Source organism: Streptomyces sp. NRRL F-5126, assembly GCF_000721265.1.
In the GTDB taxonomy this organism is placed as follows: Bacteria; Actinomycetota; Actinomycetes; order Streptomycetales; family Streptomycetaceae; genus Streptomyces.
This window is the reverse complement of record NZ_JOFZ01000012.1, coordinates 446,611-457,400: the sequence shown is the minus strand read 5'-3', so window position 1 is coordinate 457,400 and position 10,790 is coordinate 446,611. Positions and strand designations below refer to the sequence as shown.

Annotated in this window: 12 protein-coding genes; 6 read left to right on the top strand and 6 right to left on the bottom strand. The window is 73.8% G+C overall.

The features are described 5' to 3' along the window. Positions 1 to 5 precede the first annotated feature (5 nt). A complete protein-coding gene (locus IH48_RS0126850; protein WP_051840621.1) occupies positions 6 to 962 on the bottom strand; it encodes an ROK family protein in 957 nt (318 codons plus the stop codon). 57 nt (positions 963 to 1,019) lie between these two features. Here IH48_RS0126850 and IH48_RS0126845 point away from each other — a divergent pair, with 57 nt between their 5' ends. Both IH48_RS0126845 and IH48_RS0126840 read left to right on the top strand, forming a co-directional pair. Further along, a complete protein-coding gene (locus IH48_RS0126845) occupies positions 1,020 to 1,832 on the top strand; it encodes a creatininase family protein (RefSeq protein ID WP_030909911.1) in 813 nt (270 codons plus the stop codon). Then, on the top strand, positions 1,819 to 2,946 hold the full coding sequence (locus IH48_RS0126840) for a mandelate racemase/muconate lactonizing enzyme family protein (RefSeq protein WP_030909908.1): 1,128 nt from the start codon (positions 1,819 to 1,821) through the stop codon (positions 2,944 to 2,946). The genes IH48_RS0126845 and IH48_RS0126840 overlap by 14 nt, the downstream gene beginning before the upstream one ends. A gap of 146 nt (positions 2,947 to 3,092) precedes the next feature. Here IH48_RS0126840 and IH48_RS0126835 read toward each other — a convergent pair whose 3' ends face one another. Further along, entirely contained in the window at positions 3,093 to 3,434 is a 342-nt protein-coding gene (locus IH48_RS0126835) for a MazG-like family protein (RefSeq protein WP_030909905.1), read from the bottom strand. A 55-nt stretch (positions 3,435 to 3,489) separates the two neighbouring features. Here IH48_RS0126835 and IH48_RS0126830 point away from each other — a divergent pair, with 55 nt between their 5' ends. Continuing rightward, a complete protein-coding gene (locus tag IH48_RS0126830; RefSeq protein WP_030909902.1) occupies positions 3,490 to 4,431 on the top strand; it encodes a D-2-hydroxyacid dehydrogenase family protein in 942 nt (313 codons plus the stop codon). Between the two features lie 51 nt (positions 4,432 to 4,482). Here IH48_RS0126830 and IH48_RS0126825 read toward each other — a convergent pair whose 3' ends face one another. Continuing rightward, on the bottom strand, positions 4,483 to 5,247 hold the full coding sequence (locus IH48_RS0126825; RefSeq protein ID WP_030909899.1) for an SDR family oxidoreductase: 765 nt from the start codon (positions 5,245 to 5,247) through the stop codon (positions 4,483 to 4,485). A 181-nt stretch (positions 5,248 to 5,428) separates the two neighbouring features. Then, complete coding sequence (locus IH48_RS34540; protein WP_078850100.1) at positions 5,429 to 6,412, bottom strand: Gfo/Idh/MocA family protein; 984 nt, start codon at positions 6,410 to 6,412, stop codon at positions 5,429 to 5,431. A 94-nt stretch (positions 6,413 to 6,506) separates the two neighbouring features. On the opposite strand from IH48_RS34540, the gene IH48_RS0126815 reads away from it, so the two are divergent. Together IH48_RS0126815 and IH48_RS0126810 are read left to right on the top strand one after the other, a co-directional pair. After that, entirely contained in the window at positions 6,507 to 7,889 is a 1,383-nt protein-coding gene (locus IH48_RS0126815; protein ID WP_078850056.1) for a multidrug effflux MFS transporter, read from the top strand. Between the two features lie 60 nt (positions 7,890 to 7,949). Further along, a complete protein-coding gene (locus tag IH48_RS0126810; protein ID WP_030909890.1) occupies positions 7,950 to 8,765 on the top strand; it encodes a site-2 protease family protein in 816 nt (271 codons plus the stop codon). 36 nt (positions 8,766 to 8,801) lie between these two features. On the opposite strand, the gene IH48_RS0126805 is transcribed toward IH48_RS0126810, so the two are convergent. Continuing rightward, a complete protein-coding gene (locus IH48_RS0126805; RefSeq protein WP_030909887.1) occupies positions 8,802 to 8,987 on the bottom strand; it encodes a hypothetical protein in 186 nt (61 codons plus the stop codon). Between the two features lie 119 nt (positions 8,988 to 9,106). Further along, positions 9,107 to 9,844, bottom strand: coding sequence for an NADPH-dependent F420 reductase (npdG, locus tag IH48_RS0126800; protein ID WP_030909884.1), 738 nt, complete (start codon positions 9,842 to 9,844; stop codon positions 9,107 to 9,109). 78 nt (positions 9,845 to 9,922) lie between these two features. Between npdG and IH48_RS35950 the strand changes: the two genes are divergently transcribed. Then, positions 9,923 to 10,723 carry a hypothetical protein gene (locus IH48_RS35950; protein WP_030909881.1) on the top strand — a complete coding sequence of 267 codons (801 nt, stop codon included), beginning with the start codon at positions 9,923 to 9,925 and terminating at the stop codon, positions 10,721 to 10,723. The last annotated feature ends 67 nt before the right edge of the window (positions 10,724 to 10,790 follow it).

The following is a 10,790-nucleotide window of genomic DNA, read 5'->3' as shown; positions in this document are numbered from 1 at the left end:
GGGCGTCACAGGTGGGAGAGCACCAGCCCCGCGCCGCCCAGCAGGGCGACGTCGTCCACCGCGGCCTCGCTGACCACCACGCGCGGCAGCTCCGCGCCCGACGCCGCCACGTCCCGCCGCAGGCGCGTCTCCAGCAGCGCGCGGAAGTGCTCGCCGCCCTCCTTCGCCTCGCCGTGCAGCACGAAGAGACCTGGCGCGAACAACTGCTGGACGTTGACGAGTCCGAGCACCAGGTTCTCCGCGTACTGCGCGAGGAGCCGCCCCGCACGCTCGTCGCCGTCCGACACCAGCGAGCCCAGCGTCCGGTCCGCGCCGAGCCCCAGCGCGTCGGCGCGCGCCCTGAGCCACCGCGTCGTCGCCACCGTCTTCCAGCAGCCCGTCGAACCGCACGTGCACGGCCGCCCGCCCGCAGTCACCGTCATGTGCGCGCCGCTGCGGCCGCCGGGGGGCGCCAGCACCTCGCCCTCGTACAGGATCCCGACGCCCAGCACCTCGCCCGTCGACACCGACGCGAACGTCCGCCTGCCGCGGCCCGCGCCGAACCACCGGTCACCGAGAACCTGGAGGCGCGCCCGGTGCTCCACGCGCACCGGCACGCCCGTCAGCGCCGCGAGGCGCTCGGTCACCGGATACCCGTGCAGCGCCGGTACGTCGTTGACCTCGACGATCAGGCCAGCCGCCGGGTCCACGATGCCCGCGGCAGCCACACCGATCCCGGTCGGCGCGTGCCCGGTGAACACACCGGCCACCTCGGCCAGCGCCGCGTCCACGGCGCCACGGCCCGGCGCGTCGGGCGCGTACGCGGTCTCGGCGCGCGCCAGCACACGGCCGGAGACACCGAGCACCGCGGCCCGCACCCGGCCGGGCACGAGCTCGACCGCGCCGAGCGTCCTGACCGGCGCGGACGCCGGCGACTCGTCCCGGGGCCCGACCAACCGCAACCGCGTACCTCTCTGCGCCATGCGCCGAACTCTGCCACGTCAGCGATTCCCGGAGACAGCACTGTGAGCCAACGAAAAATGTCCGAGCTGTCCGAGCTGACCTGGCGCGAGGTGCGCGCCGCGGGCGACGGCGGCATCGCCGTGCTGCCCATCGGCTCCCAGGAGCAGCACGCCGCCCACCTGCCGCTCGGCACCGACACCCTCCTCGCCGAGGCGGTGCTGGACCGGGCCCTCGCGATCCTGGCCGACGAGAAGGAGGGTGCGGGCGTCGCGGAGATCGTCACCCTGCCCGCCCTGCCGTACGGGCACAGCCCGCACCACCTCTTCGCCGCCGCCGTCTCGCTCTCCGCCGCGACCCTCACGGCCGTGCTCGACGACATCCTCGCCTCCCTCGTCACGAGCGGCTGCCGCCGGATCATGATCGTCAACGGCCACGGCGGCAACGACGAGATCATGCGGCTCGCCGTCAAGCGCTTCGCGCTGCGGCCGGAGAGCGCCGGCGTCACCGTCGCGGCCTGCTCGTACTGGACGGTCACCGACACCGACACCGACAACGGCGCCGAGCGGCCCGCCGTCACCCCCGGCCACGCCGGGTGGTTCGAGACCTCGCTCATGCTCGCCGCGCACCCGGGACTCGTCCGAGCCCCCGTGCCGGCCCGCACCCCGGTCGAGTCGCCACCCCTGTTCGACAACCCGCCGTACCCGGGGCTCACCACCGAGCGCCACGGCGAGTGGGCCCGCGTCGGCGGGTCCACCGACGACGCGTCCCACGCCGACGCGGACACCGGGCGCCTGCTGCTCGACGCCCGCGCCCGCGGCCTCGCGAAGGCCGTCGCGGCCTTCGACGCCGCCACCCGCCCCGCACCCAAGGAGTCCCATGAAGATCACTGACGTCGACGTGCAGGTCGTCAACCTTCCCCTCGTCAACCCGTTCACCAGCTCGTTCGAGACGAAGACGGGGGAGACCCGCACGGTGGTGCGCGTGCGCACCGACGACGGCGTCGAGGGCTGGGGCGAGACGATGTGGGGCAGGCCCGTCGCCGCCATCGTCGAGTCGATCGCCGAAGACCTCATCGGCACCAGCCCGTTCGCCCTGGAGGCATTCCACCGCAAGCAGCACATGGTGCCGTTCTTCCACGGCTACCTCGGCTACGCGGCGATCGCCGCACTCGACGTGGCCTGCTGGGACGTCATGGGCAAGGCCACCGGCCAGTCGGTCACCGACCTGCTCGGCGGCCCGGTGCGCGACGAGGTGCCCATCACCGCCCTGATCACCCGCGCCGACGCGCCCGGCGCCGGTGCCGCCTCGCTCCCCGCCGAGCTCGCCCGGCACGCGGAGCGCGTCGTCGCCGAGGGCGGCTTCCGCGCCGTCAAGCTCAAGGGCACCACGGACGTCGACGGCGACGTGGCGATCCTGCGCGCCCTGCGTGCCGCGCTGCCCGACGTGCAGTTGCGCGTGGACCCGAACGCCGCCTGGTCCGTGCCCGACTCGGTACGCGCGGGCATCGCGCTCGAAGAGCTCGACCTGGAGTACCTGGAGGACCCCTGTACGGGCATCGAGGGGATGAGCCAGGTGCGCTCGCGGGTCCGCATACCGCTGTGCACCAACATGTGCGTCGTGCGGTTCGAGGAGTTCGCGCCCGCGATGCGGCTCGGCGCCGTCGATGTCATCCACGGCGACGTCTACAAGTGGGGCGGCATCGCCGCCACCAAGGCGCTCGCCGCGCACTGCGAGACCTTCGGGCTCGGCATGAACCTGCACAGCGGCGGCGAACTCGGCATCGCCACCGCCGCGCACCTCGCGGTCGTCGCGTCCACGCCGGTGCTCTCGCGCGCCATCGACTCCATGTACTACCTGCACGCGGACGACATCATCGAGCCCCTGCACCTCGCAGGCGGCAGGCTGCGCGTACCGACGGGCCCGGGGCTCGGCGTCACGGTGGACGAGGACAAGCTGCGCCACTACGCGGCGGTCAACGAGAGGGAGGGCGACCTCACGGGCTGACCACGCGGCCCCCACGGACGGCGCGCGGGGCGCCCCGGTCCCGCGCGCCCGTGGCGTGTCTCAGCGGTGCGGTACGGGCGGTCACACAGTCGCGGCCGGCACGGCACGGCGCTGTGCCGGCCGCGTCCGGGACCCGCGCCGGCCCGTCACGAGCGGGCGCGGTCGTCCACTCTCCGCAGGTGGCCGGCGAACACCCGCTCCGCGTCCTGGTTGAGCGTCCGCAGCGCGACCATCGCCGTCACGATGACGTCGCACAACTCGGCCTCCACGTCCCCCCAGCTGTGCGTGACGCCCTTGCGCGGGTTCTGGCCCGTGGCGCCGATGACGGCCGACGCGACCTCGCCCGTCTCCTCCGACAGCTTCAGCAGCCGCAGCAGCCGCTCCTGCTCCGCGGGCAGCGCCGAGCGCTCGTCCAGCCACGCGTGCAGCCGCTCGACGGTGGTCCATGGGCTGCCGGGATGCGGTGGCGCTTCTTCCTCGTGCTCCATGCGGGAAGTGTGGCACCGTGGCCCGTCCGAAAACCCTGCGGGTAGTTTCGGGCCCATGAGGATCGCAATTCTTGACGACTACCAGCACGTCGCGCTCGGCTTCGCCGACTGGGACTCACTCGGCGCCGACATCGAGACCTTCCACGAGCCCTTCGCCGACGAGGACGCGCTCGTGCGCCGGCTCGCCGGGTTCGACGTCGTCGTGGCGATGCGCGAGCGCACCCCGCTGCCCGCTCAGGTGCTGCGCCGGCTGGCCGATCTGCGGCTGCTCGTCACCACGGGCAAGGGCAACCGCTCCATCGACATCCCGGCGGCCGGCGAACTCGGCATCACGGTCTGCCACACCGGCTACATGTCCCACCCGACAGCCGAGCTGACGTGGGCGCTCATCCTCGCCGCCGTGCGCGGCCTGCCCGCCGAGAACCGCTCCGTGCGCGACGGCGGCTGGCAGACCGGGGTCGGCGGGGACCTGCACGGCAGGACGCTCGGACTGCTCGGCCTCGGCCGCCTCGGGTCGCGCGTCGCGGCGATCGGCCAGGCCTTCGGCATGGAGACCATCGCATGGAGCCGGAACCTGACGCAGGAGAAGGCCGCGGAGCACGGCGTGCGCGCGGTCGCGAAGGACGAGTTGTTCGCCTCCGCCGACGTGGTGTCGATCCACCTCGTGCTCAGCGAGCGCAGCAGGGGCCTTGTCGGCGCGCCCGAACTCGCGGCGATGAAGCCCACCGCGTTGCTGGTCAACACCTCGCGCGGGCCCATCGTCGACGAGGACGCCCTGCTCGCCGCGTTGCGCGAGCACCGCATCGGGGGCGCCGCGCTCGATGTGTTCGCACAGGAGCCGCTGCCCGCCGCCCACCCTCTGCGGCGCCTCGACAACGCGCTGCTGACGCCCCACGTCGGCTACGTCACGCGCGACACCTACGAGGTGTTCTACCGCGACGCGGTCGAGGACATCGCCGCGTGGGCGGCGGGCGAGCCCGTGCGGGTACTGACCTGACGGGCCGCCGGGCGGCGCGTGCTCACCCCCGTCCGGCTCACCCCCTCCGGCTCACCCCCGTCCGACGAACGGCATCGCCGTCGCGAGGACCGTGGCAAACTGGACGTTGGCCTCCAGCGGCAGCTCGGCCATGTGCCGCACGGTCCGCGCGACGTCCGCCACATCCATGACCGGCTCGGGCACGACCCGGCCGTCCGCCTGCTCCACGCCCTGCCGCATCCGCTCCGTCATGTCGGTGGCCGCGTTGCCGATGTCGATCTGCCCGCAGGCGATGCGGTACGGCCTGCCGTCCAGCGACAGCGACTTGGTCAGGCCCGTCAGCGCGTGCTTCGTCGCCGTGTAGGGCGCGGAGGACGGGCGCGGGGCGTGCGCGGAGACGGAACCGTTGTTGATGATGCGCCCGCCCCGCGGGTCCTGCGCCTTCATGCGGCGGAACGCGGCCTGGGCACAGAGGAACGCGCCCGTGAGGTTGGTGTCGACGACCTTCTGCCAGGCGGAGAGGGGCAGTTCGTCGAACGGGACGCCGCCGGGGCCGAACGTGCCCGCGTTGTTGAGGAGCAGGTCCAGGCGCGGCCGGAACGCGGCGGCCTCGCGGAAGAGGCGCTCGACGTCGCCGGCGCGCGAGACGTCGGCGGCGACGCACAGGACGCCGGCGCCCTCGATGCCCGCCCTGGTCTCCTCCAGGGCGGGCAGCCGCCGGCCGGCGAGCACGAGATCCCAGCCGGCGGCGCCCAGCTCACGGGCGACCGCACGGCCGATCCCGGATCCGGCGCCGGTCAGCAGCGCGACACGGGGTGTACGAGGTGGCTGAGTCATGCGGCGAGGCTATGCCCTGCCAGGAGGGGCCGCGGCGCGCGTAGCGCGCGGGCCGTACGCTTGCCGGTCGCGCCGCGCGCCCTGACGTCCGCCGCCGCCCCGCGCACCGGGGCCGCCCCCCGCCTGGTGGCGGCCCGCGCCCGGGACCGCCGTCGGGGCCACCACCGCACGCCCGGCGGCGTCAGCGCGGCGCGTCCTGCGCGTAGTGGACGCCGATCCGGGAGCGCACCGCGTCCAGCGTGCGCATGACCGCCAGCGTCCCCGACAGCGGCACCAGGGACGACTCCAGCGCGCCTGACGCCAGGCAGGACGCCACCTCGGCCGCCTCGTGCTGCATGCCGTGCAGGGGCGACTCCACCGTCACCACCTCGGGTTCCGCGCCGCCCTCGCGGTGCAGGACGAACGAGCCGGGCGCGAAGAAGCCCGACGGCACGTCGATCCGGCCCCGCGTGCCCGTCACCGTCGCCCGCGTACCCGAGCGGCCCTCGATGCCGCACGTCAGCGCCGCCACCGCGCCGCCCTTCCAGCCGAGCAGCATGCCCGTGTTCAGGTCCACGCCCTCGGGCGACAGGCGCGCGTCCGCCTGGACCCGCTCCGGTTCGCCCAGCAGCAACTGGGCGAACGAGACCGGGTACACGCCCAGGTCGAGCAGCGCGCCCCCGCCGAGCTTCGGGTCGCGCATGCGGTGGCCGGCGGGGAACGGCCCGGCGATCCCGAAGTCGGCCTGGACGGACTGGACTTCACCGATCGCGCCGTCCCGCACCAGCTCCACGAGGCGCCGCACCACCGGGTCGCAGTACGTCCACATCGCCTCCATCAGGAAGAGCCCGCGCTCGCGCGCCAGCGCGACCAGCTCCCGCGCCTCCCGCGCGTTCATCGTGAACGGCTTCTCGCACAGCACCGGCTTTCCCGCGTCGAGCGCCGCGGACGCGGCCGCCAGGTGACCGGAGTGCGGCGTTGCGACATACACCACATCCACGTCCGCGTCCGCGAACATCTCCGTCCGGTTTCCGTACGCGCGCGGGATCGAGAACCGGTCGGCGAACGCGCGCGCCGACTCCTCCGCGCGCGACGCCACCGCCACGACCTGCGCGTCCTCCATCTCCTGCACGTCCCGCGTGAACCGCTCCGCTATCCCGCCCGTCGCCACCACGCCCCAACGCAGCACCGTCCCGCCTCCTCGTCCCCGGTTTTCCCGGTCGTCCGCGACCACTGAGTGCTGCGAGCATATGAAACGACACGACGACCAAGGAGAAGAGATGCCGGCCGGCGGCCCCTCCGTCCACGCAGAGCCCGAGCCCCCAAGTCCCCTTCACCGCACCGATCACGTACCCGCCCGCAGGGCCGGGCTCCTCGTCACCCTCGTACTCGGCGGGCTGACCGCCCTCCCGCCGCTCTCCACCGACATGTACCTCCCGGCGCTCCCCGCCGTGACGAAGTCCCTGCACGCGCCCGCCGCCACCGTCCAGATCACGCTCACCGCCTGCCTCATCGGCATGGCGCTCGGCCAGATCGTCATCGGCCCGATGAGCGACAAGTGGGGCAGGCGCAGGCCCCTGCTCGCCGGCATGACCGTGTACGTGGCCGCGAGCGTGGTCTGCGCCCTCGCGCCCAACGCCGAACTCCTCATCGCCGTACGCCTGATACAGGGCCTCGCGGGCGCCGCGGGCATCGTCATCGCCCGTGCCGTGGTCCGCGACCTGTACGACGGTGTGGCCATGGCCCGGTTCTTCTCCAGCCTCATGCTGGTCTCGGGCGTCGCGCCGATCGCCGCGCCCGTGTTCGGCGGCCAGCTGCTGCGCTTCACCGACTGGCGGGGCGTCTTCGTGGTGATCACCGTCGTCGGCACCCTGCTGACGCTCGTCGCCGCCAAGTGGCTCCACGAGACCCTGCCGCCCGAGCGGCGCCACAGCGGCGGCGTCGGCCACACGCTGCACACGATGCGCGGCCTGCTCGCCGACCGCGCGTTCAGCGGCTACCTGCTGACGGGGACGCTCGCGTTCACCGCACTGTTCGCCTACGTGTCCGCCTCGCCGTTCGTCATGCAGGTCATCTACGGCGCCTCGCCGCAGACCTACAGCGTCCTGTTCGGCCTCAACGCGATCGGCTCGGTCGGCGTGGGCCAGCTCAACGGGCGCGTGCTGGTCGGCAGGTTCAGCATGCACAGGATCATGGCGGGCGGCCTGGCGGTCATCACCACCGCTTCCCTCGCGCTGCTGCTGATGACGGCAGGCGCTTTCGGGCACGTCGGCCTCGCGCCCGTCGCGGCCGGCCTCTTCGCGCTGATGACGGGCATGGGGCTGGTCAATGCCAACGCGAACACGCTCGGCCTGATGCGCGCCTCGCACGCGGCGGGATCGGCCTCCGCGCTGCTCGGCACCTCCTCGTTCCTCGTCGGCTCGCTGGCCTCGCCGCTGGTCGGCGTCGGCGGCGAGCACACGGCGCTGCCGATGGCGCTCGTCCAGGTCGTCTGCTCGCTCGGCGCCGCCACCTGCTTCGTCACCCTCGTACGGCCCTGGCGGCGCGCCAGGGCAGTGGCCCTACCCACGGCGCCGGTGGCCGCGGGCGGGCGCGCGACGGCCGGTGGCGCTCGCGAGCAAGGCGCACACGAGCAAGGCGCTCGCGCACACCGCGGCCGGTGATGTCCGCGGGACCCAGTACGGTTCATGCGTATCGACGTGCACCGTACTGGGGGAGCCCGCATGAGCAGCGTCACCACCACGCCGAGGGGCGACCGGCGGGTCAGTCCCGTGTTCCTCGGCATCGCCGCCGTCATGGCGGTCTCCGGCTACGCCGTGTGGAAGGGGTTCTCGGACAACGCGGCCTTCGCCGTGTTCCTCTTCGTGGTGTCCGCGTGGGTCGTCTCCCTGTGCCTGCACGAGTACGCGCACGCGCGCACCGCCCTGCACAGCGGCGACATCACGATCGGCGCCAAGGGCTACCTCACGCTGAACCCGCTCAAGTACACGCACGCCCTGCTGAGCATCGTGCTGCCCGTCGTGTTCGTCATCCTCGGCGGCATCGGCCTGCCGGGCGGCGCCGTCTACATCGAGCGCGACCGGGTGCGCGGCCGCTGGCGGCACAGCCTGATCTCCGCCGCGGGCCCGCTGACGAACGCGCTGTTCGCCCTCGTGTGCGCGATGCCGTTCTGGCTCTTCGGCCTCGGCGGCGTGCCGCTGGCGTTCAGGCAGGCCCTCGCCTTCCTGGTGTTCCTCCAGGTCTCGGCCACCCTGCTGAACCTCGTCCCCGTCCCGGGGCTCGACGGGTACGGCGTGATCGAGCCGTGGCTGTCGCACCGCATCCGCCGCCAGATCGCGCCCTTCGCGCCGTTCGGCCTGATCGCCGTCTTCGTCGTGCTGTACCAGGGCACGGTCAACAACGCCTTCTTCGACCTGATCTACGCCATCCTCGGCCACCTCGGCGTGGACCAGAACTCCATCTACTGCGGGCAGGACCTGTTCCGCTTCTGGTCCACGCAGGACCCGCGATGCTCCGTCGCGGCCTTCTTCGGCCCCTGACGGCGCTGTCGGCCCTGACGGCGCGGGCCCCCGGGGTCAGCGCTGTTGTGACGTGGCCGTCGCCATCCGTGCGCGCCGTACGTAGTACCAGGCCATGTTGGAGGAGAGGCCTGCCAGCAGGACCCAGATGATGCCGAGCCAGCTGCCCTGGACGAAGGAGAGTACGGCCGCGGCGACGGCGAGCACGCAGACGGTGACGGCGTAGAGGGCGAGGCGGGGCATGGGGTTCTGCTCCTGTCGGGACGGCGTGACGGTGTCACCCCAGTCTCCCCCATGGGGGTGCCCGTCCCGCCCCCGCCTCCGCGTCCGTGCGTGACGCGGAGGCCAGGCGGAGGCCGCCGTCAGAGGTCGGTGACGCGCAGCCCCGCGTGCGCCTTGTAGCGGCGGTTGACGGAGACCAGGTTGGCGACCAGCGACTCCACCTGGTGCGCGTTGCGCAGCCGGCCGGCGAAGACGCCCCGCATGCCGGCGATGCGTCCGGCCAGCGCCTGCACGACGTCCGTGTCCGCGCGGGACTCGCCGAGCACCATCACGTCCGTGTCGATCCGGTCGACCTCCGGGTCCTGGAGGAGCACGGCCGACAGGTGGTGGAAGGCGGCCGTCACCCTCGCCTGCGGCAGCAGCACCGCGGCCTGCTGCGCCGCGCTGCCCTCCTCGGGGGTCAGCGCGTACGCGCCCTTCTTGTCAAAGCCCAGCGGGTTGACGCAGTCCACGACGAGCTTGCCCGCGAGCTCGTCCCTGAGGGATTCGAGGGTCTTGGCGTGGCCCTCCCACGGCACCGCGACGATCACCACGTCGCTGCGGCTCGCACAGTCCGCGTTCGCCGCGCCCTCGACCCCGCCCCCTAGCTCCCCGGCCGCCGACCGGGCGCGCTCCTGCGACCGCGAACCGATGATCACCCGCTGCCCGGCGCGGGCGAACCGGTAGGCGAGCCCCCGGCCCTGGTCGCCCGTGCCGCCGAGCACGCCGACGACGAGTCCCGACACGTCGGGCAGTTCCCAGGGGTCCTTGGCCGGTGCCTTGGTCGCGGTCTTCCCCGGCTCGCCGGAGGGTGAGGGAGTGGCAGAAGTAGAAGTCATGGGTCCAGCTTTCCCTTTCGGGTGAGGTGTCCGCCACTCCCGGACGTGTGGCGTGGTTCTCGGGCAGGATGCGGGCCCATGGATGCCGTACGCGTCGCCCTGCTGCGTGAGGTGCTCGCCGGTACCCGCTGGCCCTCCGAGGCCCGTGGCTTCGCCGGCGCGCTGCGCTCGTGCGTCGTGCCGCAGGGCGGCGGCCTGCTGCTCGTCGGCACGCGCGCGTACGAGCCCTGGCACCTGGCGGCCCATCTCGTCGACGAGGCGGCGTGGTCGGGCCGGCCCGAGCTGGCGCCGACGCTCGTACGGCACGAGGTGCCCTGCGGCGCTCCCGCGCACCTCACGGTGGGCCTCGGCCGCCTGGAGGGGGCGGGGCGCGGCGAGACGCTGCTGGTGGTCGCGCCGGGGGCGGCGGACGAGTGCCTGCTGGAGCGCGTCCACGGCGCGCGTCGCGCGGGCGCGACGGTCTTCTCGCTCGACGGCGGCGACCCGGAGATGCACGCGCTGGCGCACGAGGTGCTCACGGTGGCGTGCGCGGCCGGACCGCCCCTGCTGCCGGCCCAGCCACGAGCGGCGGGACCCGGCCGTCCAGGGGATCCACCGGACGGTACGGAGTCGGCCGGTGCGGAGCCGGTCGGCGCTGAGGCGGCCGGTGCTGGGCCGGGCGGCGCGAACGGGCCGGGCGGCGCGGGTGAGCCCGGCGGCGCGGGCGAGTCCGGCGGCGCCGATGCGCCCGTCGATGTGGACTTCGACACAGTGCAGCACCTGGTGAGCGCCGCAGCGGGGGAGTCCGCGCTGCCCGCCGCCCGGGGCAGGCGCCGCTTCAGGGACCGGCTCTCCCTGCTCGCCGACCGCCTCACCGCCCCGCCTCCCGCCCGCTGGTGAGAACGGAAGCTTGAGCGCGAGCACGCGGCCCCGGCGCGGCGCGCGCCGCGCACGCCCGGAAGCCGGT

What these genes read in the sequence shown, in the direction of transcription:
- IH48_RS0126825 (WP_030909899.1), bottom strand. Translation starts at nt 5,247, where the DNA reads ATGACTCAGCCACCTCGTACACCCCGTGTCGCGCTGCTGACCGGCGCC.
- IH48_RS0126805 (WP_030909887.1), bottom strand. Translation starts at nt 8,987, where the DNA reads ATGCCCCGCCTCGCCCTCTACGCCGTCACCGTCTGCGTGCTCGCCGTC.
- IH48_RS0126810 (WP_030909890.1), top strand. Translation starts at nt 7,950, where the DNA reads ATGAGCAGCGTCACCACCACGCCGAGGGGCGACCGGCGGGTCAGTCCC.
- IH48_RS0126840 (WP_030909908.1), top strand. Translation starts at nt 1,819, where the DNA reads ATGAAGATCACTGACGTCGACGTGCAGGTCGTCAACCTTCCCCTCGTC.
- IH48_RS0126830 (WP_030909902.1), top strand. Translation starts at nt 3,490, where the DNA reads ATGAGGATCGCAATTCTTGACGACTACCAGCACGTCGCGCTCGGCTTC.
- IH48_RS0126835 (WP_030909905.1), bottom strand. Translation starts at nt 3,434, where the DNA reads ATGGAGCACGAGGAAGAAGCGCCACCGCATCCCGGCAGCCCATGGACC.
- IH48_RS0126850 (WP_051840621.1), bottom strand. Translation starts at nt 962, where the DNA reads ATGGCGCAGAGAGGTACGCGGTTGCGGTTGGTCGGGCCCCGGGACGAG.
- IH48_RS0126815 (WP_078850056.1), top strand. Translation starts at nt 6,507, where the DNA reads ATGCCGGCCGGCGGCCCCTCCGTCCACGCAGAGCCCGAGCCCCCAAGT.
- IH48_RS0126845 (WP_030909911.1), top strand. Translation starts at nt 1,020, where the DNA reads ATGTCCGAGCTGTCCGAGCTGACCTGGCGCGAGGTGCGCGCCGCGGGC.
- IH48_RS35950 (WP_030909881.1), top strand. Translation starts at nt 9,923, where the DNA reads ATGGATGCCGTACGCGTCGCCCTGCTGCGTGAGGTGCTCGCCGGTACC.
- npdG (WP_030909884.1), bottom strand. Translation starts at nt 9,844, where the DNA reads ATGACTTCTACTTCTGCCACTCCCTCACCCTCCGGCGAGCCGGGGAAG.